This window comes from Pseudorhodobacter antarcticus, from assembly GCF_900110135.1.
In the GTDB taxonomy this organism is placed as follows: Bacteria; Pseudomonadota; Alphaproteobacteria; order Rhodobacterales; family Rhodobacteraceae; genus Pseudorhodobacter; species Pseudorhodobacter antarcticus.
This window is the reverse complement of the sequence record NZ_FOCO01000018.1, coordinates 45767-68776: the sequence shown is the minus strand read 5'-3', so window position 1 is coordinate 68776 and position 23010 is coordinate 45767. Positions and strand designations below refer to the sequence as shown.

The following is a 23010-nucleotide window of genomic DNA, read 5'->3' as shown; positions in this document are numbered from 1 at the left end:
CGGGTCGATAATGGCCCCGAATACATCAGTGAAAAGCTCCCTCTCGGCGATGCACGCATCGTCTGTCGGGCAACGGATGAAATGGGCTGTGAAACGTGGGGTTACCATCCAGCACATCCAACCCGGCCAGCCGCAGCAGAACGCCTATATCGAACGCTACAACCGCACCGTAAGGCATGAATGGCTGGACCAATACATCATCGAAAGCATCGAGGAGGCCCAAGATTACGCCACGCAATGGCTGTGGACTTACAACAACGACCGCCCCAACATGGGCATCGGCGGCATAACACCCGCAATGAAACTGAAAATGGCCGCGTGAATTCTACGATCGCACCCCACTAAAAATGGGGGGATTACCGCGTTATTTGAATGAATCCAAAGATTATAAAGCTATTTCTCCAAAAAACGTCACTTGAGAGCATGCTTGAAGCAGACTCAGAAGCTATTGTGAAATTTGCAATGGGGCATAGGTCGTACGAGATTGATAAGTTTGACGAACTAGTTCTCAAAAGTCCTAACTGGGCTTGTGCTATTGCTGCTCACATCCATTTGGATCACGTCTTGGATGTATTCCTTGAGGATTTTTGCGTCAGGCCAAAAGCTGTACGCTCTGGGGCAAAAAGAATGAGTTCGTTGGATAAAGCCACCTTGCTTTACGGCGTGGGAGTTCTGTCTGAAGGTAGTTTTGCGTCCATAAGCAATTTAAATCGCCTAAGAAATAAGTTTGCGCACGAGTTAAATTTTGATATTTCTGATGCAAAAGTTGATGAGTATCGGGGAAACCTTATGTCTGCGTACGGCGATAGGGTGCGTTCTCGTACCGAATATTTCGAAGCTGTTGGTGGCAGGATAGAATTTAAGTTGATGCTTCAACTCTCAGTTCTCTTCGTTGAAGAAGAACGATTGGCACATCTGATTCATGGTCTTAGGTTTGCCCAGTCTCAAGCTGATCTCGCCGATGCGATGCTGGTTGCGCGCAATACCCTTTTGTCTTAGCCGTTTCGATAAGTTGCTAGGCTCGTGCAAGTGCCTGATATTCTTCTTTGCCCGTGCTTTGCACGGGCAGCGCCCGAACAGCCCCCACGGGGCGGGCGCTTCTCGTCCACCCCGTGGGGGCGCGGTGACTTTTGGCGATGCGATTGCGCCCCCTCACGCATACCGCTCCGCTGTCAGCCCCTCAAACGAAATCTCCGGCGTTTTGCCCAGCACCACGTCGGCGACTGCGCGGCCCGAACCGCAGGCCATGGTCCAGCCCAATGTGCCGTGGCCGGTGTTCAAAAACAGGTTGGAGTAGCGGGATGCGCCCAAGACCGGCGTGCCGTCGGGGGTCATGGGGCGCAGGCCGGTCCAGCCTTCGGCCTTACTGAGGTCGCCGCCTTTGGGGAACAGGTCACCTATGACGTGGCGCACGGTGTCGGTGGCGTGGGGGCCGAGGCGGTTGGAGTAGCCTGCGATTTCGGCTTGGCCAGCCACACGGATACGGTCGCCAAGGCGGGTGATGGCGACTTTATACGTCTCATCCATGATGGTGGATTGGGGGGCCATAGCATCGTCGGTGACGGGCAGGGTGACGGAGTAGCCTTTGACCGGATAGACGGGCAGGCGGATGCCGGTGGGGTTCAAAAGGCGGGGGGCGTGGCTGCCGAGCGCGCAAACGTAAGCATCGGCGGTCAAGCGGCCTGCGATTTCGGTTTCAATACCGGCCACGCGGTTGTTTTCAATGGTGATTTCGGTGATGGACTGGCCGTATTGGAATTCGACGCCCATCGCCTCGCAGATTTCGGCGAGTTTGATGGTGAAAGTGCGGCAATCGCCCGTGCGGTCCGCGGTGAGGCGCAGGCCGCCCACGAATTTTTCGCGGACTTGCGCGAGGGCGGGTTCAACGGCGATGCAGCCGTCTGGGGATAGCACCTCAAAAGGGCTGTCGTATTCGGACAGGATGTCTTGGTCGGCCTGCGAGCCTGCGAGTTGTTTTTGGGTGCGGAACAGTTGCAGCGTGCCCTGTTCGCGGCCATCGTATTCGATGCCGGTGTCTGTGATCAATTCGGGCATCACATCGCGCGAATAGTTGGAGATGCGGACCATGCGGCCTTTGTTGATGCGGTAACTTTCGGGATTGCAGTTGCGCACCATGTCATAGCCCCATTTCCACATGGTGGGGCTGATCAGGGGCCAGATGAAGAGGGGTTTACGCTTCATAAACATCCACTTGACGGCTTTCATCGGGATGCCCGGTGCGGCCCAAGGGGAGGTCATGCCGTAGGAGAGTTCGCCCGCGTTGGCGTAGCTGGTTTCAAGGCCGGGGCCGGGTTGGCGGTCCAGCACGGTGACTTGCGCGCCCTGTTTGGCGAGGTAATAGGCGGTGGTGACGCCGATGACGCCTGCGCCCATGACGATGATTTTCATGCAATGTCCCCTTTTGGTTTGGGGCGATACTGCGCCGGGGACCGTGGGGATTCAAGCGCCAGACTTGGCGGTTACGGGGTGGGGGGATTGGTCGATCACGAAATCGGTGATCATGGCCCCGATCCACATGCAAAAGAGGGCAAGCCATGCGGTGCCTGCAAATATGGAGCCGCCGGTGACGCCTGCGCCAATCGCGCAACCGCCGGCAAGCATGGCACCAAAACCCATCAGGACCGCGCCGATCATGGCGCGGCGCATGTTGCCTGCGGTGTCGAACCCTTCAAATTTGAACTCGTGCGCGGTGATGGCCGACAGGAACGCGCCAAGGAACACGCCAGGGATGAGGCCCACGTCAAATTCCAAAACGGGGTTGGGGGTGAGGAGGAACATGAGGGTGTTGGCGGAAGGGCCGGAAAAGGTGGCGGAGGTGACGGCGACAGGCTCAAACGCGACTTGGGCGAGGGTGAAGGTGAGGACCCAACCTGTGGCGACCGCGAACCCGACGCCGGAGGCAAAGATGAGCGTGCGAGCGGAGATTTTGTTGCGGGCGGAGACGGCGAGGGCAAGGGCTGCGAGGATAAGCCCGAGGGCGAGGCCGCTGATTTGGGGCAGGTGGAGGGCGGCGATAAGGTCCATGTTGCGGCCGCCTGTGGTGGTCCAGAGTTGGGCGAGGCGGTCGCGCAGGGGGGCGAGCCAGCCGTGCAGCGCCATTTGCGCGGTGACCGCAAAGATAAGGCCGGTAAAGATGGAGCGCAGGTTGCCGGAGGCGGCGAGAACGAGGAGGCGGCCAGAGCAACCGCGCGCCAGCACCATGCCGACACCGAAAATGAGGCCGCCGATGACAGCGCCCGACCACGAACCGGGGACGGCCATCATGCGGGCGTTTTGCGCGTTGAAAAGGCCCAGGATTTGCGCGCCTTGGACCCAGACGAGGGCCGTGGAAAAGGTGAGGAGCCAGACGGCCATGCGGGGGCCAAGCTGGCCGCGGGCAAATTCGACGGTGGCCGCACGCAGGCAGAATTTTGACCGTTGGGCGGCCACGCCGAAAATGAGACCGGTGATAAGGCCGAACAGGGCGGCGGTGGGCCCTTCGCCAATGCGGTCAATCAGGGGGATCAAGTCCATCGCAGCCTCCATTTTTGGATCGTATAGCATGGGTTGAATGTGAGGGGATTGATGCAGATCAGATTGGTACAATTTCAGTATAGATTGGTTAAGGATTCAGGGTTAATGCTGGGAAATGGCCCTGCGCATGATGCCCCTTTCCGCGACCGCTGATCTGCCGTTTTGGCGGCAGCCGTTGTTTTTGCTGTGCTTGATGGCGGCGGCGATGCCGATATCATTCGCCACTTGGTCTGCGCTGTTGAACAATTTTGTGATTGAGGCGGCGGGGTTTACCGGGGTTGAGATTGGCTGGCTGCACACGGTGCGCGAAATTCCGGGGTTTTTGGCGATTGGGGTGATCGCCGTGTTGCTGGTGATGCGCGAGCAGGTTTTGGCGATTGTGGCGCTGATTTTGCTGGGGGTGGCCACGGCGGTCACGGCGCAATTCCCGAGTTTTGGCGGGTTGTTGGTGGTAACGGTGCTGTCGTCGATCGGGTTTCATTACTTTGAAACGGTGAACCAAAGCCTGCAATTGCAATGGATTGACAAGAAGATTGCGCCGCAGATGATAGGCAAGATTGCAGCCGTGGGCGCGGGCGCGTCGCTGGTGGCCTATGGGTTGATCGTGGTGACGTGGCACTGGTTGGAGCTGTCGTATAACACGGTTTTTATGGTGGCGGGGTTTGTCACCATTGCGATTGCGGTTTACTGCGCGCTGGCGTTTCCACAGTTCGAAGCGCCCAATCCGCAGAACAAGTCGATGGTGCTGCGGCGCAGGTATTGGCTGTATTATTTGATGCAGTTTATGTCGGGGGCGCGGCGACAGATTTTTGTGGTGTTTGCGGCGTTTATGATGGTGGAACGCTATGGCATGGATGTGCGCGCGCTGACGGCACTGTTCATGGTGACCTATATGATCAACATGCTGATTTCGCCGACAATTGGGCGCTGGATTGCGCGGTTTGGCGAACGGCGGATGCTGGTGGTGGAATATGGCGGGCTGACGGCCGTGTTTATCGGCTATGGTATGCTGTATGTTTATGAATGGTCGTGGCATGTGGCGGCGACGCTGTATGTGTTGAACCACATGTTTTTCAGCATGGCCTTTGCGATAAAGACGTATTTTCAAAAGATTGCGGACCCAGCGGATATCGCGCCAACGGCGGCGGTGGCGTTTAACATCAACCATATAGCGGCGGTGTTTTTGCCTGCGGGGCTGGGGTATTTGTGGATATTGTCGCCCAAAGTGGTGTCTGCGTTGGCGGCTGTGCTGGCATTGATTTCGATGCTGCTGGCGCTGTTGGTCCCGGATGAGCCGGACGACGGGAACGAGACGATTTTCTCGGCCCGGCGGGCGGCGCGCAGCCTTGCGGCTTGACGCTGGATGCCGGCAGGGCTAGGCCGCTGGCAGTTTGAACCGGAGGTTTTGCGATGCCCACCTATACCGCCCTGACCACATTGGAAGGCCAAGACGCCGCCGAAGCGCTGGCTGAAGCGATGGAACGGATGGAGCCGGAGCCGACAGGCGTGGGCGTGTTCGAGATTGAGGACGGCAGCGGGCTGTGGGAAGTGGGCGCGTATTTTCTGGAAGCGCCGGATTTGGTGACGCTGGAAGTGCTGGCAGTGGCCTTTGACGCAAAACCCTTTGCGATATCTGAACTGCCGGAGGTGGATTGGGTGGCGCATGTGCGCCGCGAATTGGCCCCGGTGGAGGCGGGTCGGTTTTTTGTCTATGGCAGCCATGACGCGGATAAAGTGCCGACCGAGGCAGGGCGCGTGCCGTTGCAGATTGAGGCGACAGTGGCGTTTGGCACGGGGCATCACGGCACAACGCTGGGCTGTTTGCGCGCGTTTGATCGCTTGATTGACACTGGATTTGCGCCGTCGCGGGTGGCCGATATTGGCTGCGGAACGGCCGTGTTGGCGCTGGCGGCGGCGCGGGTGTTGCCCGATGCGCTGGTGATAGCGAGCGATATTGACCAAGTGGCGGTGGATGTGGCGCGGGCCAATATGTCGATCAATGATCTGGACGGCCGGGTGGAATGTTTGGAGGCGGCGGGGTTTGCGCATCCGCGCCTGCGCGACGCGGCCCCGTTTGATTTGGTGTTTGCCAATATCTTGAAAGGCCCGTTGGTCGAACTGGCCCCGGATATGGCGAAATATATTGCCGAGGATGGGCTGTGTATTTTGTCGGGGCTGCTGGTGGTGCAGGCCGAATCGATTGAGGCGGCGTATCATGCACAGGGGTTTGTTTCCGTTTCGCGTGAAGATTTGGGTGAATGGTCGGCATTGGTGCTGCGCCGGACTTAATCGGGCCAATTGAGGCGAGAACAAGGCCATTTAGGGTTCATTTCTCGCGGTTTTGTCCAAGTTTTGCCAAGATCTTATGGCTTTATGGCCAGACGTAGGCACGGTTTGGATGGTTATATGTTTGACCCTAATATTCAGGACTTTTACGAGCGCGTGGGGCGATTGAACAAAGCGCATGCGCGTGGCCAAGGCTTTGTCGCTGCGGGATTGTTGAGCCGGGCAGATTACCGGCGGACGCCGCGCGCGACCCGGATCAAGCTGATCTTTCCGATCGCTTTTATCATTTTGGCGGGCATCGCGCTGAAAGGCACTGTGTATTATTTTGTTGGCCCGCAGACCTATGAGGCGCGGGTGAGCGAATTGCAAAACGGGCAGGGGTTTGACCGGCTGGGGGCTGCGATTATGCAGGCCGATCCGGCGACGCGCTGGGTGGCCGGGGCGATCCGTGAAAGCCTGACATCGCTGCGGTAACGGATTAGAATTTGGATTGGAAAAGCGAAAGGCCGCGCTCGGGGTACGAGGGCGGCCTTTTTAGGTTGCGAAGTGGGGAACGCGGGGACCTTTGGGCATATGCGCCAAGGGTCAAATGCGGTTCAGGTTCGCGATGTCGGCGATGTCGCCACGGGTCAGGCCGATGTCATCCAGTTCGCGGTCGGACAATTTGCCAAGCGAGTTGCGGGTGACGCGGGCGTCGTTCCAAGCAATCACGGAATTTGCGATGTTGCTGATGAAACGGATGAAGCTGTAGGTTGCGATTGCGCCGAACGGCGCGGTACGGGTCGACTGGTAAGCGGCCATTGCGGTTTTCCTTGTTTGTAAGCTGCTTATTTAAGCGGCTTGGTGTTTCGGTATTGGGCAAATAGGCGTGCTGCAACTGCAAAACAATCCACAGAAATGGCATGGCTGTGATGCAGGGATTGCATGGCTGTTTGCCGCAATTCCGCCTTGTTTCTAAGGCGCGGGCGGTTTGTGTCGGTTTTAGGATATGAAGTGCCGAATATTGTGCAGGTGCAGCAATTAAAGGGGGTTCTTGCGGTGGATTGCAAAGCGCTTGGCGGATGTTCCCTATTCGTGCTATTCGCATTTTAACGATAATAAGGGGGCACTGATGCGGGTGTTGGGGATTGATCCGGGGTTGCGCAACCTTGGCTGGGGGCTGATTGACGTGGCCGGGTCGCGGTTGACGCATGTGGCCAACGGGATTTGCCATTCAGCGCCGGGACCTGATTCGGGTGATTTGGCGGCGCGGTTGCTAAGTTTGCACGCGCAGTTGACGGCGGTGTTGCAGCAATATGCGCCCGATCAAGCGGCGGTGGAGAATACATTTGTGAACAAGGATGCGGTGGCGACCTTGAAATTGGGCCAAGCGCGGGGGATTGCGCTGTTGGTGCCAGCGCAATTTGGCATAACGGTGGGGGAATATGCGCCCAACGCGGTGAAAAAGACGGTGGTGGGTGCGGGGCACGCGGACAAAGGCCAAGTGGAGCATATGGTGCGGATCCATCTGCCCGGCGTGGTGATTGCGGGGGCGGATGCGGCGGATGCGCTGGCGATTGCGATTTGCCATGCGCATCATTTGCAAAGTTCGAACCGGTTGCAGGCGGCGTTGAAAAGGGCGGCCGGATGAAAAGGGGTGAGGCATGATTGGCAAAATTGCGGGGCGGTTGGAGTATCGGGGCGGCGACCATGTGTTGGTTGATGTGCGGGGCGTGGGGTATATTGTTTATGTGTCCGACCGGACGCTGGCGGGGCTGCCGCGTGTGGGCGAGGCGGTGGCGCTGTTCACCGAATTGGTGGTGCGCGAGGATTTGTTGCAGCTGTTCGGCTTTCCCACGATGTTGGAAAAGGAGTGGCACAAGCTGTTGGTGACCGTGCAAGGCGTGGGGGCCAAGGCCGCGATGGCGATCTTGGGCAGTTTGGGGCCGGAAGGCGTGTCGCGCGCGATTGCGCTGGGCGATGCCAAGGCCATTCAGGCGGCACCCGGCGTGGGGCCGAAAATTGCGCAGCGCGTGGTGTTGGAGTTGAAGGCCAAAGCGCCCGGCGTGATGGCGATGGGCGCGAACCCTGCAAGTTTGGCGGGCGCGTTGGAGGATGATGTGTTGGAACCTGCGGCCACAGTGCGCAAAGTGGCCAAGCCGGATGCAGGGGTGGCGTTGCGCGCGGCGGCGAGTGCGGAGGCGTTGTCGGCGCTGATCAATCTGGGGTATGGGCATGGCGATGCGGCGCAAGCGGTGGCGCAGGCGGCGGGCGAGGTGCCGGATGCGGGCACGGGCGCGTTGATTCGGGCCGCGTTAAAGCTGTTGGCCCCGAAAGGATAACGGATGCAATCTGACCCGACTTTGCGCCCCGAAGGATTGCCCGGGGACGCCGACCGCGCGTTGCGCCCGCAGGTGTTGGAGGAATTCGTGGGCCAAGCGGAGGCGCGCGCGAATTTGCGGGTGTTTATCGAGTCTGCGAAAATTCGGGGCGAGGCGATGGACCACACGCTGTTTCATGGGCCGCCCGGTCTGGGAAAAACCACGTTGGCGCAGATTATGGCGCGCGAATTGGGGGTGGGGTTTCGCATGACATCCGGGCCGGTTTTGGCGCGGGCGGGGGATTTGGCGGCGATTTTGACCAATCTGGAACCCAATGATGTGCTGTTTATCGACGAGATACACCGGCTTTCCCCTGTGGTGGAGGAGGTGCTGTATCCGGCGATGGAGGATTTTGCGCTGGATTTGGTGATTGGCGAGGGGCCCGCCGCCCGCACGGTGCGGATTGATTTGCAGCCGTTCACGCTGGTGGGGGCGACGACGCGGTTGGGGTTGTTGACCACGCCGCTGCGCGACCGATTTGGCATCCCGACGCGGTTGGTGTTTTACACCGAGGATGAGTTGGATTTGATTGTGACGCGGGGCGCGCGGTTGATGGGCATACCGTCGGACCCCGAAGGCACGCGCGAGATTGCCAAACGGGCGCGGGGCACGCCCCGGATTGCGGGTAGGTTGTTGCGCCGGGTGGTGGATTTTGTGCTGGTCGAAGGGGACGGGCGGTTGACCCAAGCGATTGCGGACCGGGCGCTGACGCGGTTGGGGGTGGACCACCTTGGGCTTGATGGGGCGGACCGGCGGTACATGATGTTGCTGGCGGAGCATTATGGCGGGGGCCCGGTGGGGGTTGAGACAATCTCGGCGGCGCTGAGCGAGGCGCGCGATGCGTTGGAAGAGGTGATTGAGCCATTTTTGTTGCAGCAAGGGTTGCTTCAACGCACCCCGCGCGGGCGGATGTTGGCGGCGCGGGCGTGGCGGCATTTGGGGTTGGAAGCGCCGAAACCACCGGGGCAGAGCGATTTGTTTGAGGCGGGGTGAGGGGCGGTGGGTTGCACCCACCCTACGGCCTTTGTTGGTTGGGGCTGGGTTTTGGGGCGGTCGTTTTAGGTATTTAGGCCAAGATGAAATTGAGGGTGAGTGATGGACGCGGGTGAGATTGAGGCGCTGTTTACGCGCGGCGATGGGGCGTATTTATGCGCGCGCTGGGGGCGGCCAATTGTGCCTGTGGTGTTTGGTTTGGCCGATGACACGTTGCCCGTGGTGAAGGGGGCAATTGAGGCCGTGGTCGGGTTGGCGGGGCATAAGATGGACGTGCTGGACACCGAGCTGGGCGCGAACCTGATGTTTTTCTTTGTTCGGGAATGGGATGAGTTGCGCGGGGTGCCGCGTCTGGCAGAGTTGATCCCGGACTTGGAGGCGCTGTTGGGGCGGTTGGAGGCGGGGCGCGCGAACCAATACCGTGCGTTTCGGTTTGAGGCGTCGGGCGCGATCAAGGCCGCGTTTGTGTTTGTGCGGCTGGATGCGGAATTGGCGGAGGTGCCTGCGGAGGTTTTGGCGTTGACCCAAGCGGTGCAGGTGATTTTGCTGTGGTCGGATGTGGGGTTTGACGGGCGGCGCGCCTTGGCGAATGCAAGCGGGCGGGTGGTGTTGCGGCCTGAAATCGGGGCCTTGGTGCGGGCGTGTTACGACCCGGTGATGCCTGTGGTGGCGCGCGATGCGAGCCATGCCTTGCGCCTTGTGGCGCGGATGGGGTTGGGCGGGCAGCCCTGACCGTTTGGGGCAGGGCCGCGCGAAAGGGTTTAGGCGAGGCCCAAAGCGCCGCCAACGGTGACCACCGCGAGGATTGCGAACGTGGTGCGCTGGGAGGGCCAGAAGCTGGGAACGCTGCGGCGCGACCAGCTTGTTTTGGAACCTGTTTGGGAATCTGGCGTGGTGAGCGGTGCGTGAGCGAGGAGCAGCAGGCAGGCCATGCCCGCCAAGACCAGCAGGGGAACAAAGGAGAGGGGCGGCATGACATGTGCCGCGTCTGTCAGTGCGGACTGGGCGCGGGCGCCGGAGTTTTGCAGGGTCAGGACCGATGCTGCCAAGATGATCGAAACTTTACGCATTTTATACCTCTTCAACAATTATTGCTCGATAACACCTGTATGACGGGACAATCCGGCCAATCTTGGGTGTATTCCGGTTCAGATTGTGACAAATCAAAGTATGATTGCGGCGCTAGGGGCAACAATGATGCATGTTTTCAACCTGCGGGTTTATTATGAGGACACCGATCTGGCGGGGATTGTGTATTATGCCAATTATCTGAAGTTCATTGAGCGCGCGCGCAGTGAATGGGTGCGCGGCCTTGGCGTGGACCAGTCGGCGCTGCGGGCGCAAGGGGTCGTGTTTGCGGTGCGCCGCGTGGTGGCTGATTATGTGCGGCCTGCGGTGTTTGACGATGAATTGCAGGTGCGCACGCAGGTTTTGGCAGCGACGGGAGCGCGGTTGACGTTGGCGCAGACGGTTTGGCGTGGTGATGCCCTGCTGTTTGAGGCGGAGGTTCAACTGGTGTGTTTGAGTGATGCGGGGCGGGCGGTGCGGTTTCCTGCCGTGGTTTTGGCGGCTGTCACAGTGATGTGACAAGGGTTGCGGCGGGATTTCGCGCGGCTGTGCGATGATCTATTGGCTTTCCATCGGGAAAACAGATAGAATCACCGAAGCAATGGCTGGCAAACGGCCCAAAAATAAAGAGCAGGCGATATGGAAACGGAAACCCTTGCGGCGGCGCAGGATATTGACTTCTCGCTGATCGCGCTGTTTGTGCGGGCGACATTTACGGTGCAGCTGGTGATGCTGATGCTGTTTGTGATGTCGTTTTGGTCATGGGCGATCATCGTGCGCAAGCATATTGCCTACCGATTGGCGCGGCGCGAGGCGAATGTGTTTGACCAAGCGTTTTGGTCGGGCGAGCCGCTGGACGAGTTGTTTGAGAAAATCGGGCCGGACCCTGTGGGGTCATCGGAAAAGGTTTTTGCGGCGGGGATGCTGGAGTGGCGGCGCAGCCACCGCGATGATGGTGGGTTGATCGCGGGCGCGCAGGCGCGGATTGAGCGTAGCATGGATGTGGCGATTTCCAAGCAAAGCGAACGCTTGAACGAGGGGTTGTCGTTTTTGGCGACCACAGGGGCGACAGCGCCGTTTATCGGGTTGTTTGGCACGGTTTGGGGCATCAAACATTCGTTTGAACAAATCGCGATCAGCCAGAACACCAGTTTGGCCGTTGTGGCGCCCGGTATTGCCGAGGCGTTGTTGGCCACGGGGATTGGCCTTGTGGCCGCGATTCCGGCGGTGGTGTTTTACAACAAGTTGAACGCGGACGCAGAGCATTTGATCGGCGGGTATGAAGCGTTTTCGGATGAATTCGCCACAATCTTGTCCCGCCAGTTGGACGCCTGAGCCATGGGCGGGGGTGTTGTGCAAAAATCGGGCGGCGGGGGCGGGCGGCGCGGGCGGCGGCGCGGCAAATCTGCGGCGATGGCCGAAATTAACGTGACGCCGTTTGTGGACGTGATGCTGGTGTTGTTGATCATCTTTATGGTGGCGGCCCCGATGTTGACCGTGGGGGTGCCCATTCAATTGCCGGAAACGGCGGCGAGTGCGCTGCCATCCGAGCAAGAGGAGCCGTTGACGGTGACGCTGACGGCGGATGGGCGTGTGATGATCCAGACGCAAGAGGTTGCGGATGGGGAGTTGATTCCGAAATTGCAGGCCGTTGCGGCGGAGCGTGAGAGCGACAAGATTTTTCTGCGCGCGGATGGCGCGATCCCTTATTCTCGCGTGGCGCAGGTGATGGGCGCGTTGAATGCCGGGGGCTTTCGCAACATTGGTTTGGTCACGGACCCGGATGGCCCGTCTTTTGGCGCCAGTGGCGGCTAGGCCAAAAGCATGGACAAGGGTTTAGTTTATTCAGGGATCGGACATTTCGGCCTGATCTTGTGGGTGACGATTGGCGGGTTTTTTATCCGGCATGATGACACCACCGAGGTTGCGGTAACCGAAGTGTCATTGATTTCCAGCGCCGATTTTGCTGCGTTGCAGGCGGCGGCCCCATCGGCCCCCGCGCCTGAATCTGTGCCCGAAGTGGCCCCTGTGCCCGAAGCCGCCCCGGCGGAGCCTGTTGTGGAACCCGTGGCCGAGCCGCCGCCGCCCCCGCCGCCAGAACCGGATGTGACCGAAGTGGCCCCACAAGCCGTGCCATCGAAGCCTGTGGACCCAGAGCCGCCATCGCCCGTTATATCTGAGGAGCCGCCGGTTTTGGCCCCTTCCAGCAGCACACGGCCGCGCCCGAAACCCGCAGACCGCGTGGCCCCGGACCCGACCGATGCGCCTGCGCCCGATGCGGTGATTGCGGCGGCACCTGCGCCCGCCGTGACGCCTGAGGCAGCCCCTGAAGCGGTTGTGGTGGAAGAACCCACGCCAGAGGCGGCAGTGGAGGAGGCGGGCACCGAGCTTGCCACCGAAGCCAATAAGGCCGAACCATTGGCCCCGCAAAGTTCATCGCGGCCCCGTGCGCGGCCTGCGCGTGCGGCAGAGGCCCCGGCTGCGGAAGCCCCGCAGACCACGGCGGCCACGCGCGATGCGATTGCCGAGGCCTTGGCGGCGACAACGGCGGCGACCGGAGGGGCACAAACAGAGTCGTCCGCCGATGCGCCAAGCGGCCCCCCGATGACATCGGGCGAAAAAGATGCGTTGCGCGTCGCGGTGCAAGCCTGTTGGAACGTAGGCTCGCTGTCATCAGAGGCGTTGCAAGTGACGGTGACGGTGGCGGTGGAGTTGGGGCAAGACGGCAAGCCCGATGCAACATCGTTGCGGATGACGGAATACGAGGGCGGATCGGACGGTGCGGCGCGCCAAGCCTTTGAGGCGGCGCGGCGGGCGGTTATTCGTTGCGGGGCAAATGGGTTTAACCTTCCCCCTGAAAAATATGAAGAATGGCGTAGTTTGGAACTGGTGTTCAACCCGGAGAGAATGAGGATCAAATGACCTATCAGAGCCCCTTAGGCCTTTTGTTTGCGGCTATTTTGGCGGTGGGTGGCGTGTTTGCTGTCCCTGTCATGGCGCAAAACGGGCCGCTTCGGATCGAGATTAAAGAGGGGGTGATTGAGCCGTTGCCCTTTGCCGTGCCCGATTTTATCGCGGAAAATGGCGGTGCGGGCACGTTTGCGCGCGACATTGCGCGGGTGATAGCCTCGGATTTGGCGGGCACGGGGTTGTTCCGCGAAATTCCGGCCAGCGCGCATATTAGCGGGGTGTCGGGGTTTGATGCGCCCGTCGCCTATGCCGATTGGAAAGCGATTAACACGCAAGCGTTGATTACGGGCGCGGTGAGTGCGAGTGGCGACCGGATTGTGGTGAAGTTCCGGCTTTACGACATTTTCTCGGGGCAGCAGATGGGCGAGGGGTTGCAGTTTGCGGGCACGCCGCAAAGCTGGCGGCGCATGGCGCATAAGGTGGCCGATGCCGTTTACAGCCGGATTACGGGCGAGGGCGGGTATTTTGACAGCCGCGTGGTGTATGTTGCCGAAAGCGGGCCAAAGAATGAGCGCGCCAAGCGGTTGGCGGTGATGGATTATGATGGGGCCAATGTGCAGTTTTTGACCGACAGCCGGTCGATTGTGCTGGCGCCGCGGTTTTCGCCCACAGGGGACCGGATTTTGTATACGTCGTACCAGTCGGGGTTCCCCAAGATTTACCTGATGGATGTAGCATCGGTGCAGTCGCGCGCGTTGGGCGACCAGCCCGGCACCATGACATTTGCGCCACGTTTTGCCCCGAACGGGCGGACGGTGGTGTTTAGTTTGGAACAAGGCGGCAATTCGGATTTGTACACGGTGGACACGGTATCGGGCGCGCTGGGGCGTTTGACCAATGCGCCGTCAATTGAAACTGCGCCCGATTACAGCCCGGATGGTGCCCAAATTACCTTTGAAAGCGACAGGTCCGGCACGCAGCAGATTTACGTCATGGGCGCAGGGGGCGGTGAGCCGCGCCGGATTTCCAATGGGCCAGGCCGGTATTCGACCCCAGTGTGGAGCCCGCGTGGCGATTTGATTGCGTTCACCAAGCAGCACCAAGGCCGGTTCCATATTGGCGTGATGCGGGTGGACGGGTCCGAGGAGCGGTTGCTAACGTCATCGTTTTTGGATGAAGGCCCGACATGGTCGCCCAATGGCCGCGTGATTATGTTCAGCCGCGAAACGGCGGGGGCATCGGGGCAAACGTCGCTGTATTCGGTGGATATTACGGGGCGAAATTTGCGCCCAGTGCCCATCCAAGGGGCTGCGTCGGACCCGTCATGGTCGCCGCTGTTGCCATAAGAATTTGTGAAGATTGCCCGATTCACAGGGCGATCTGAATCTGTTAGAGTTGCTCAAGTCGGGCCAGTAGAAAAAGGACGAAACTATGTCATATGCAATGAAGGCAGCGCTTTTGATCGCGGCCCTGGGCCTGAGCGCCTGTAACAACCCGGACCGTTTTGGGGCAGGTGGTGCTGGTGGTGCCGGGGGTGCCGGTGGCATTGACAGCCAGAACCTGGGCGGCACGAATGACCCGCGGTCGGTCGCGTATTTCCAGCAAACGCTGGGTGACCGGGTGTTTTTTGGCAATGATCAAAGCACGTTGTCGGATGAAGCGCGCCAGACTTTGACGGGTCAGGCGCAGTGGTTGCAGACCAACACGGATTACGCGCTGATCGTCGAAGGCCATGCGGATGAGCAGGGCACGCGGCAGTACAACCTTGCGCTGGGGGCGCGGCGTGCATCGGCAGCGCAGAATTTCCTGATGTCGCAAGGGGTAAGCGAGAGCCGGATTCGCACAGTATCGTATGGGAAGGAACGTCCGGTTGAAGTGTGTTCGACAGAAGATTGTTACAGCCGCAACCGCCGCGCCGTAACGGTTCTGTCTGTGGGCGCAGGCAGCTGATGCAGATGCGCGCGGTATTTGCGATCATCCTAGCGGTTGTGCCGCTGGCAGGGTTTGCGCAAGACCGCGCGCAGACCTTGGCCGATATTCGGCAGGAACTGTCGGGTTTGGGGGCATCGGTGCAGGGGTTGCGGTCGGAACTCGCCACCACGGGCAACAGTGGGGGCGGCAATTTTGGCGGGTCGCTGCTGGACCGGGTTGATGCAATTGAAGCGGCGTTGGCGCAGTTGACGGCCAAGACCGAAAATTTGGAATTTCGGATCAATCAGGTGGTGACAGATGGCACCAATCGATTGGGCGATCTGGAGTTTCGGGTGGTGGAACTAGAGGGCGGCGATTTGGGGGCTGTTGGCCAGACGGCCCCGCTGGGTGGCGGTGCGCTTGCTGCCCCGACGATTGCGGCACCACCCGCTGCGGCTGCTGGCGGGTCGCTCGCAACCAATGAACAAGCAGATTTTGACCGGGCCAAGGGGGTGCTCGGTCAAAGTGACTTTCGCGGCGCCGCAGACCTCTTTGCGACCTTTGCCCAGACCTATACGGGCGGCCCCTTGACCGCTGAGGCGCATTATTATCGAGGTGAAGCGCTGTCGAATTTGGGCGAAACATCGGAGGCGGCGCGCGCGTGGTTGGAGGCGTTTTCGGGCGATATGACGGGCGCGCGGGCCCCTGAATCGCTGTTGAAAGTGGGCCAAGCGCTGGCGGAATTGGGCCAAGGGCCGGAAGCTTGTGTGACGTTGCAAGAGGTTGGCGTGCGGTTTCCGAACGATCCTGCGGCGGGTCAGGCGGCCACGGCCGCGCTGGGGCTGGGGTGCCAGTAGGCTGTGACCTTGCGCATATTGCGCAATCTGCGTTGATTTCAAACGACAATCCCACCCGAGTCGCTGTTGCGGTCTCGGGTGGTTCTGATTCGATGGCGGTGCTGCATGTGATGGCGGAAGTGGCGCGGACGTGCGGGATTTCGCTGTTTGCCGTGACGGTGGACCATGCGCTGCGCGATGGGTCGGCGGCAGAGGCGGCGGGCGTGGCGCAGGCGTGCGAAGGCCTTGGCGTGCCGCACCAAGTGTTGGTTTGGCAGCATGGTGAAATCAAGGGCAACCTGATGGATGCGGCGCGGCGGGCGCGGTATGGGTTGATGGCTGATTGGGCGTGTGGCCTTGGGATTTCCCATATTTTGCTGGGGCATACGGCGGATGATCAGGCGGAAACCTTCCTGATGGGGTTAGCGCGGCGGGCCGGAATTGACGGGTTGATTGGGATGCATGCGGGCTGGAACACGGGTGGCGTGCGGTTTTTGCGGCCCTATTTGGGGGTGACGCGGCAGGCGCTACGGGCGGAATTGGTGCGGCGCAGCGTGGGGTGGATTGACGATCCCAGCAATGAAAATGACCGATTTACGCGGGTGAAAGCCCGGCGCGCGTTAACCGCTTTGCAACCTTTGGGGATCACAGTGGAGGGGTTGGCTGGTGTTATGGTTAATCTTTCGGCGGCACAGGGCGCGGTGCAGCAGTCGACCCATGATGCGATCGGTATGTGCCGCGAACATGCAGGCGCTGTGATGTTTGACGGTGTGATGTGGCGGGCTGCGGGCGCGGAGGTGCAACGGCGGCTGTTGATTGCGGCGCTGCGCTGGGTTTCCAGCGGGTTGGCACCGCGTGGAGCGGGCGTGGACCGGGTTTTGCAGGCTGTGGAACGGGGAAAGGACACAGTTTTGGCAGGGTGCCGGGTGCGGATGACGGCGGATGGGTTTTGCGTTGTGCGCGAGGCGCGATTTGCGGGCGTGTCGGTGCTGGGCGCGCTGTGGGATGGGCGGTGGCAGATCATCGGGCCGTTTGGGCCGGGGCAGGAGGTTCGAGCATTGGGTGCGGGTCTGGCTGAGTGCAAAGGATGGCGCGAAACGGGGATTTGTCGCGATGTGTTAGAGGTTGGGCCTGCAGTTTGGGCGGGGGAGACGTTAATTTCTGCCCCAATTGCAGGATTTAAGGCAGGATTTGATGCGCGCATTGTCGCGTCTTTCACGCAATTTGTACTATCGCATTGAAGTGTTGAAACTTATGTCTATTTTAAGTCCAAAGCCGTGGTCCCATCTGGTCCGGCGCGTGAAGGAGAATCTTCGTGGGAAATGCACGAAATATCGCATTTTGGGTCGTCCTGTTGGTCTTGATCCTTGCTTTGTTCAATTTGTTCAGCGGTGGGCAGTCGACGATGTCGCAGCGCAACGTGTCCTATTCCGATTTTATTGCCCAAGTTGAAGCGGACGAAATCGCCAGCGTCACCTTGGACGGTGAGGTGATCGCGGCCCGCGGCAAGGATGGTAAGGATTTTACCGTCATCAAGCCGCAGGGTGAGGATATTACCGACCGTTTGATCGCCAAAGAGGTGGCGGTCATGGCCAAAGCACAAGAACAGTCGGGCTTTTTCAGCCTGCTGTCGTTGTGGTTGCCGTTTCTGGTGCTGATTGGCATTTGGATTTTCTTTATGAATCGCATGCAAGGTGGCGGCAAGGGCGGCGCCATGGGATTCGGTAAATCCAAAGCGAAGCTGCTGACCGAAAAGAATGGTCGCGTGACGTTTGATGACGTGGCCGGGATTGATGAAGCCAAGGAGGAGTTGGAAGAAATCGTCGAATTCCTGCGCAATCCGCAGAAGTATAGCCGTTTGGGTGGGAAAATCCCCAAAGGTGCATTGTTGGTGGGCCCTCCGGGCACAGGTAAGACATTGCTGGCGCGGGCGATTGCGGGGGAGGCGGGGGTTCCGTTCTTCACCATCTCTGGCTCTGACTTTGTCGAAATGTTCGTGGGCGTGGGCGCAAGCCGTGTGCGCGATATGTTTGAGCAGGCGAAAAAGAACGCGCCCTGCATCGTGTTTATCGACGAAATCGATGCCGTGGGCCGGGCGCGTGGCGTTGGCATGGGCGGCGGCAATGATGAGCGGGAGCAGACACTGAACCAGTTGCTGGTTGAGATGGACGGGTTTGAAGCGAATGAAGGCGTGATCATTGTTGCGGCGACGAACCGCAAGGATGTGCTGGACCCTGCGCTGTTGCGCCCGGGCCGGTTTGACCGTCAAATCCAAGTGCCAAACCCAGATATCAAGGGGCGCGAGAAGATTTTGACCGTACATGCGCGCAAAGTGCCGGTGGGACCTGATGTTGACTTGCGGATTATCGCGCGCGGGTCGCCCGGGTTTTCGGGGGCTGATTTGGCGAACTTGGTGAATGAAGCGGCACTGACGGCGGCCCGCGTGGGGCGGCGGTTTGTGACGATGCATGATTTTGAGCAGGCCAAGGATAAGGTCATGATGGGCGCGGAACGTCGGTCGATGGTGCTGACGCCGCAACAAAAAGAGCATACGGCCTATCATGAGGCGGGTCATGCGATTGTGGGCATGGCGCTGCCGAAATGCGACCCGGTGTATAAGGCGACGATCATTCCACGCGGTGGTGCGTTGGGTATGGTGATGAGCTTGCCCGAAATGGACCAGCTGAACATGCACAAGGACCAGTGCAAGCAGCGCATTGCGATGACCATGGCGGGCAAAGCCGCTGAGATTATCAAATGGGGTGAAGAAGGTGTGTCGAACGGCCCATCTGGCGATATCATGCAGGCGAGCGGTTTGGCGCGGGCGATGGTGATGCGCTGGGGCATGTCGGACAAAATCGGCAACATCGATTACGCCGAGGCGCATCAGGGCTATCAGGGGCAAACCGGTGGGTTTTCGGTGTCAGCCGATACCAAGAACCTGATCGAGGAAGAGGTGAAAGCCTTGATCGACGCGGGTTATGACCTTGCGCGGAAGATTTTGCTGGAAAAATCCGTTGAATTTGAACGGCTTGCGCAAGGTTTGCTGGAATATGAAACCTTGACGGGTGATGAGATCAAGCGGGTTGTCGCGGGCGAAGTTTTGGGCAGCGACGATGATAACGACAAACCATCGGGCGGGGAAACCGCGTCTGTGGTGGCAATGCCAAAGACCAAACCGCGCAGCCCAAAAGGCGGAATGGAGCCGGAACCATCTGTTTGATGGGACCGGAGTGAAAAGCAAGCGCCGCGGGGGAAACCTTCGCGGCGTTTGCCATTTTGGCAACGGTGGCGGGGAAACTGCGCCCAACTTTGGGCAGAGGTGGCAAAGCGTTTGCGCTGCCGGGGGCGGCGCGGGATAATAAGAAAAGGCTGGAGGATTTGGCCATGACCGCCACCGATTGGAACCCAGAGGGCTATGCCCGTTTTGGTGATCTGCGCTTGCGCCCGGCGCTGGATTTGCTGGCGCAGGTGCCGGAATTGCCCGCTGGGGATGTGGTGGATTTGGGCTGTGGCGGCGGCGCGGTTGGCCCGGCGCTGGCGCAGCGGTTCGTGGGGCGCGCGGTGATTGGAGTTGATGCGTCGCCGGCGATGCTGGAGGCGGCGCGCGCCACCGGGGCGTACCGCGAATTGGTGCAGACCGATGCGGCGCAATGGCGGCCTGTGCGCAAGCCTGCTATGATTTTCTCTAATGCGGCGCTGCATTGGTTGGCGGGGCATGACGCGCTGATGCCTAGATTGGCGCAGGCGCTGGCCCCGGGTGGGGTGCTGGCGGTGCAGATGCCCCGGCAATGGGGGGCGCCATCGCACCGGTTTATCCGCGACATTGCGGCGTCGTTGTTTGGGGACCGGATGGCGGATATTCCCGACACGCCGGTGCAATCATCGGTGCGGTACTGGGAGATGTTGCACCCGTTGGGCCAAGTGACCGCGTGGGAAAGTGAGTATGTGCAACGGATTGCCCCGCAAGAGGTTGGGCATCCGGTGCGCGCCTTTACCATCAGCACCGCGATGCGGCCGTTTTTGGCGCGGCTGGACGCAGAGGAGGCGGAGCGGTTTTTGACCGCATATGATGCGGCGCTGGGGGCGGCGTATCCGTTGTTGCCGGATGGGGCGGCGTTGATGCCGTTTCGGCGCGTATTCTTTATTTTGCAAAGGTAGGGGCGATGGCTGCGCTGCAAAAAACCGATATTATGGGCCGCATTGTGTGGCTGGGGGTGGTTGGAAACCGGGAGGCGATTTTACAAAGCGGGGCGCTGGACCAGATCACCGCGCTGTTTTCGGGGCCGGAGGGGGAGGCGCATGGCGGGGTGACGCGCCCATCGTGCAGCCGGGTTTTGGCGCAATATCCGCGCGGAACGATCATTCGCAACACGCGGCAATTGTCGATTTTAAGCGCGGAGGAGGTGGCGCTGATTGCTGCCGAAATGGGGCTGGCGGATTTGGACCCTGCTTTGTTAGGGGCGACGATGGTGGTGGCGGGGATTGTCGATTTCACCCATCTGCCGCCGTCATCACGGTTGCAAGGGGCCAGCGGGGCCACATTGGTGGTGGATATGGAAAACCAGCCCTGCACCTTGCCTGCGCGCCCGATTGAAGGGGTGCATCCGGGATTTGGGGCGAAATTTAAGGCGGCGGCAAAGGGGCGGCGCGGGGTTACCGCCTGGGTGGAGCGAGAGGGCCTGTTTCGGGTTGGCGATGCGATTGCGCTGCACCGTCCGGCCCAGCGGGCGTGGCGCGGGGGTTAGAGCGCGGTCAAAACCCCGGCGGACAGGATCATTCCCAGCGCGAGTGACGTGCCGAACAAAATGGAAAACGCGGATTGTTGCATGAGCTTTCCCTTTCAAAGGCGGTCCTTTAGTAACGCATGCGATCGCTTTGCGTTCCCTTAACGCCGCAAGGGGATTTGGCGGGACGCGCAGGGCAATGCGTAAAACTTTGTGCGTTGGCTGTCGCGCAGGCTGCGCGCGGTTTTGGACCAAAGGGGCTGGATGCGCCGTTTTTCATGCCCACTTTGGCTTGACCGGACGCGCGGGGCAGGCCACAGCGGGGCAAATGGCGGAATGAGGATGCGATGAAGCGACCTGAAAACTGTGAGACGATGCAAGATGTCCGGGTCGAGATTGATCGCTTGGATGGCGCTTTGGTGCATTTGTTGGCGCAGCGGGCGGGGTATATTGACCGCGCGGCCCAGGTGAAAGCCCAAGTTGGCCTGCCGGCGCGGATTGACGCGCGGGTGGAAGAAGTGGTCGCCAATGTGCGGCGCGCGGCTGAGGCGGAGGGGTTGGACCCCGATTTGGTTGAGACGGTGTGGCGGCAGTTGATTGAATGGTCGATTGCGCGCGAGGAAGTGGCCCTTGGGCCGAACGGATTGAAGGATTGGGACCTATGAGCGCTGTGATGATTGACGGTAAAGCATTTGCAGCGCGGGTGCGGGGGCAAGTGGCGGTGCATGTGGCGCGGCTGGTGGCCGATCATGGGATCCAGCCGGGGCTGGCGGTGGTGTTGGTGGGGTCGGACCCCGCGTCCGAGGTTTATGTGAAATCCAAAGGGCGGATGACGCGTGAAGTGGGGATGATTTCGGTTGAGCATCGGTTGGAGGCGGACACATCCGAGGCTGATTTGCTGGCCTTGATTGCCGATTTGAACGCGGACCCGACCATTCACGGGATTTTGGTGCAGCTGCCGTTGCCGGGGCATTTGAATTCGGAGTTGGTGATCAATTCGATTGATCCGGCAAAGGATGTGGATGGTTTCCATATCTCGAACGTGGGGCTGCTCGGGACGGGGCAGAAAGCGATGGTGCCGTGTACGCCGTTGGGCTGTTTGATGATGTTGCGTGACCATTTGGGCGATTTGTCGGGGTTGAATGCGGTTGTGGTGGGGCGGTCTAATATTGTGGGCAAGCCGATGGCGCAGTTGTTGTTGGGCGACAGTTGTACAGTCACGATTGCGCACAGCCGGACACGCGATTTGGCCAGCGTTTGCCGGGGTGCCGATATTTTGGTGGCGGCTGTAGGGCGGGCGCAGATGATTACCGGGGATTTTGTGAAGCCCGGCGCCACGGTGATTGATGTGGGCATCAACCGGATTGAGGTGGATGGTAAGACCAAGCTGGTGGGCGATGTTGATTTTGAGAGCTGCGCGGATGTGGCGGGGGCGATTACGCCAGTGCCCGGCGGTGTGGGGCCGATGACGATTGCTTGCCTGCTGGCGAACACCGTGACCGCGTGTTGCCGTGCCAACGGGCTAGCGGAGCCTGCGGGTTTGACTGCCTGATGTGAGTGGGAGGGCCAAGCATTGGCTGCCTGTTAGAATCGCGATGGCGGGCGGGGTGATGAGCGTTTTGAACGCAGCATCATCCGCCCAAAGGCCGCCTGTGTAAGTGCCGTAAGCGGGCATGATGAGGCGGGATTTATCCAACAGAAAACACGGGCGCGATTGCGTTTTGAGCCGCGCCTTTGGGTGGTAGTGGCCTGAAATGTCGTGGATTTGCGCAGGGTCCGCGATGTGGCGGAAGGTGAGCGGGCCTATCGTGGCCTCATTTTTGTTGGTGCCGCCCAAGGTGAGGGGGGCCGGGTCATGGTTGCCTGCAATCCACGTCCACGCCCGCCCCGCCATAAGGCGGGTGAGCCAGATGCGGTGATCTGGCGTGAGGTCGGTTTCGGCCTGTGCATCATCAAAGCTGTCACCGAGGCAGAGGATGTGTTTGGCGCCTGTCGCGGTGATGTCGGCGTCGAGTTTGGTGAGGGTGGCTGTGACCTCATACGGGGGCAGCAGCGAGCCGCCGCGCCGGGCCATGCGCAGGGATTTCCCCAAGTGAAGATCGGAGACGCACAGCAGGTTTTGCGCGGGCCAATGGATGGCGCCTGAGGGCAGTGCGGTGAGGGATTGGGCGGCGAGGGTGAAAGGGTAATTCATCCCTTTGTTTTGGCGTGTGAGATGGGAGCGCGCAAGGGGGGGCGAATGTTTGCCCCCATTGAGGGGGCGCATATTCGGGCCTTTGGCCTTTTGCCCGGCGGGGTGGTTTGGGGTTTGGGGCTGGCGGTTTTAGGTATTTGGGCCAAGGTGAAATTGGGGTGGGTTTTTGGGGGGGGGGAGGCGTGGACGGT

At 60.2% G+C, this 23010-nt stretch carries 26 protein-coding genes and 1 pseudogene; 22 read left to right on the top strand and 5 right to left on the bottom strand.

Going from position 1 to position 23010, the window contains the following annotated elements:
• Positions 1–322, top strand: a pseudogene (locus tag BMY36_RS10780) (integrase core domain-containing protein); the annotation flags it as partial.
• A 101-nt stretch (positions 323–423) separates the two neighbouring features.
• Positions 424–999: a hypothetical protein gene (locus BMY36_RS10775; protein WP_139194008.1), complete on the top strand. Its 576-nt coding sequence runs from the start codon at positions 424–426 to the stop codon at positions 997–999.
• A gap of 153 nt (positions 1000–1152) precedes the next feature.
• Here BMY36_RS10775 and BMY36_RS10770 read toward each other — a convergent pair whose 3' ends face one another.
• Both BMY36_RS10770 and BMY36_RS10765 read right to left on the bottom strand, forming a co-directional pair.
• Positions 1153–2409, bottom strand: a complete 1257-nt coding sequence (locus tag BMY36_RS10770) for a D-amino acid dehydrogenase (protein ID WP_050519818.1) — start codon at positions 2407–2409, stop codon at positions 1153–1155.
• Positions 2410–2460: 51 nt separating this feature from the next.
• A complete protein-coding gene (locus BMY36_RS10765) occupies positions 2461–3534 on the bottom strand; it encodes a YeeE/YedE family protein (protein ID WP_050519876.1) in 1074 nt (357 codons plus the stop codon).
• A gap of 130 nt (positions 3535–3664) precedes the next feature.
• On the opposite strand from BMY36_RS10765, the gene BMY36_RS10760 reads away from it, so the two are divergent.
• From BMY36_RS10760 to BMY36_RS10750, 3 genes are all read left to right on the top strand, one after another.
• Complete coding sequence (locus BMY36_RS10760) at positions 3665–4891, top strand: MFS transporter (protein WP_231579720.1); 1227 nt, start codon at positions 3665–3667, stop codon at positions 4889–4891.
• A 53-nt stretch (positions 4892–4944) separates the two neighbouring features.
• Positions 4945–5823, top strand: coding sequence for a 50S ribosomal protein L11 methyltransferase (locus BMY36_RS10755; protein WP_050519819.1), 879 nt, complete (start codon positions 4945–4947; stop codon positions 5821–5823).
• A gap of 84 nt (positions 5824–5907) precedes the next feature.
• Positions 5908–6294: a hypothetical protein gene (locus BMY36_RS10750; protein ID WP_175469283.1), complete on the top strand. Its 387-nt coding sequence runs from the start codon at positions 5908–5910 to the stop codon at positions 6292–6294.
• Between the two features lie 111 nt (positions 6295–6405).
• Here BMY36_RS10750 and BMY36_RS10745 read toward each other — a convergent pair whose 3' ends face one another.
• Complete coding sequence (locus BMY36_RS10745) at positions 6406–6621, bottom strand: DUF1127 domain-containing protein (RefSeq protein WP_050519821.1); 216 nt, start codon at positions 6619–6621, stop codon at positions 6406–6408.
• Positions 6622–6931: 310 nt separating this feature from the next.
• Here BMY36_RS10745 and ruvC point away from each other — a divergent pair, with 310 nt between their 5' ends.
• The 4 genes from ruvC (at position 6932) to BMY36_RS10725 (ending at position 9905) form a co-directional block, all read left to right on the top strand.
• Complete coding sequence (ruvC, locus tag BMY36_RS10740; RefSeq protein ID WP_050519878.1) at positions 6932–7450, top strand: crossover junction endodeoxyribonuclease RuvC; 519 nt, start codon at positions 6932–6934, stop codon at positions 7448–7450.
• 13 nt (positions 7451–7463) lie between these two features.
• Entirely contained in the window at positions 7464–8141 is a 678-nt protein-coding gene (gene ruvA / locus BMY36_RS10735; protein ID WP_050519822.1) for a Holliday junction branch migration protein RuvA, read from the top strand.
• 3 nt (positions 8142–8144) lie between these two features.
• Positions 8145–9173: a Holliday junction branch migration DNA helicase RuvB gene (ruvB, locus tag BMY36_RS10730; RefSeq protein ID WP_050519823.1), complete on the top strand. Its 1029-nt coding sequence runs from the start codon at positions 8145–8147 to the stop codon at positions 9171–9173.
• A 102-nt stretch (positions 9174–9275) separates the two neighbouring features.
• A complete protein-coding gene (locus BMY36_RS10725; protein WP_175469282.1) occupies positions 9276–9905 on the top strand; it encodes a hypothetical protein in 630 nt (209 codons plus the stop codon).
• Between the two features lie 29 nt (positions 9906–9934).
• Here BMY36_RS10725 and BMY36_RS10720 read toward each other — a convergent pair whose 3' ends face one another.
• A complete protein-coding gene (locus BMY36_RS10720) occupies positions 9935–10243 on the bottom strand; it encodes a hypothetical protein (protein ID WP_050519825.1) in 309 nt (102 codons plus the stop codon).
• A gap of 124 nt (positions 10244–10367) precedes the next feature.
• Between BMY36_RS10720 and ybgC the strand changes: the two genes are divergently transcribed.
• The 13 genes from ybgC to folD all read left to right on the top strand — a co-directional run bounded on the left by ybgC (position 10368) and on the right by folD (position 22177).
• Positions 10368–10760: a tol-pal system-associated acyl-CoA thioesterase gene (gene ybgC / locus BMY36_RS10715; protein ID WP_050519879.1), complete on the top strand. Its 393-nt coding sequence runs from the start codon at positions 10368–10370 to the stop codon at positions 10758–10760.
• Positions 10761–10880: 120 nt separating this feature from the next.
• Positions 10881–11576, top strand: a complete 696-nt coding sequence (gene tolQ, locus BMY36_RS10710; RefSeq protein WP_050519826.1) for a protein TolQ — start codon at positions 10881–10883, stop codon at positions 11574–11576.
• Between the two features lie 3 nt (positions 11577–11579).
• Complete coding sequence (tolR, locus tag BMY36_RS10705) at positions 11580–12056, top strand: protein TolR (RefSeq protein ID WP_050519827.1); 477 nt, start codon at positions 11580–11582, stop codon at positions 12054–12056.
• A gap of 9 nt (positions 12057–12065) precedes the next feature.
• Positions 12066–13163 (top strand): cell envelope integrity protein TolA, encoded by a 1098-nt coding sequence (locus BMY36_RS10700; RefSeq protein WP_050519828.1) that lies wholly within the window; start codon positions 12066–12068, stop codon positions 13161–13163.
• Positions 13160–14497 carry a Tol-Pal system beta propeller repeat protein TolB gene (tolB, locus tag BMY36_RS10695; protein ID WP_050519829.1) on the top strand — a complete coding sequence of 446 codons (1338 nt, stop codon included), beginning with the start codon at positions 13160–13162 and terminating at the stop codon, positions 14495–14497. Before BMY36_RS10700 ends, tolB begins: the two co-directional genes overlap by 4 nt.
• Positions 14498–14582: 85 nt before the next feature.
• A complete protein-coding gene (gene pal, locus BMY36_RS10690) occupies positions 14583–15101 on the top strand; it encodes a peptidoglycan-associated lipoprotein Pal (protein ID WP_050519830.1) in 519 nt (172 codons plus the stop codon).
• A gap of 5 nt (positions 15102–15106) precedes the next feature.
• Entirely contained in the window at positions 15107–15919 is an 813-nt protein-coding gene (gene ybgF, locus BMY36_RS10685) for a tol-pal system protein YbgF (RefSeq protein ID WP_082224852.1), read from the top strand.
• Positions 15910–17139 carry a tRNA lysidine(34) synthetase TilS gene (gene tilS / locus BMY36_RS10680; protein WP_050519832.1) on the top strand — a complete coding sequence of 410 codons (1230 nt, stop codon included), beginning with the start codon at positions 15910–15912 and terminating at the stop codon, positions 17137–17139. The genes ybgF and tilS overlap by 10 nt, the downstream gene beginning before the upstream one ends.
• A 74-nt stretch (positions 17140–17213) precedes the next feature.
• Positions 17214–19121 carry an ATP-dependent zinc metalloprotease FtsH gene (gene ftsH / locus BMY36_RS10675; protein ID WP_050519833.1) on the top strand — a complete coding sequence of 636 codons (1908 nt, stop codon included), beginning with the start codon at positions 17214–17216 and terminating at the stop codon, positions 19119–19121.
• Positions 19122–19186: 65 nt separating this feature from the next.
• Complete coding sequence (locus BMY36_RS10670) at positions 19187–20059, top strand: methyltransferase domain-containing protein (protein ID WP_244888665.1); 873 nt, start codon at positions 19187–19189, stop codon at positions 20057–20059.
• A gap of 5 nt (positions 20060–20064) precedes the next feature.
• Positions 20065–20646, top strand: coding sequence for an MOSC domain-containing protein (locus BMY36_RS10665; protein ID WP_050519834.1), 582 nt, complete (start codon positions 20065–20067; stop codon positions 20644–20646).
• A 326-nt stretch (positions 20647–20972) separates the two neighbouring features.
• Positions 20973–21290 (top strand): chorismate mutase, encoded by a 318-nt coding sequence (locus BMY36_RS10660; protein ID WP_050519835.1) that lies wholly within the window; start codon positions 20973–20975, stop codon positions 21288–21290.
• Positions 21287–22177 (top strand): bifunctional methylenetetrahydrofolate dehydrogenase/methenyltetrahydrofolate cyclohydrolase FolD, encoded by an 891-nt coding sequence (gene folD / locus BMY36_RS10655; RefSeq protein ID WP_050519836.1) that lies wholly within the window; start codon positions 21287–21289, stop codon positions 22175–22177. Before BMY36_RS10660 ends, folD begins: the two co-directional genes overlap by 4 nt.
• Here the strand turns inward: folD and pdeM are convergent.
• The gene (pdeM, locus tag BMY36_RS10650; protein ID WP_050519881.1) at positions 22148–22819 is read right to left on the bottom strand and encodes a ligase-associated DNA damage response endonuclease PdeM; all 672 of its coding nucleotides are present in this window, start codon (positions 22817–22819) and stop codon (positions 22148–22150) included. The two genes, folD and pdeM, sit on opposite strands and share 30 nt — an antisense overlap.
• Positions 22820–23010: the final 191 nt, after the last annotated feature.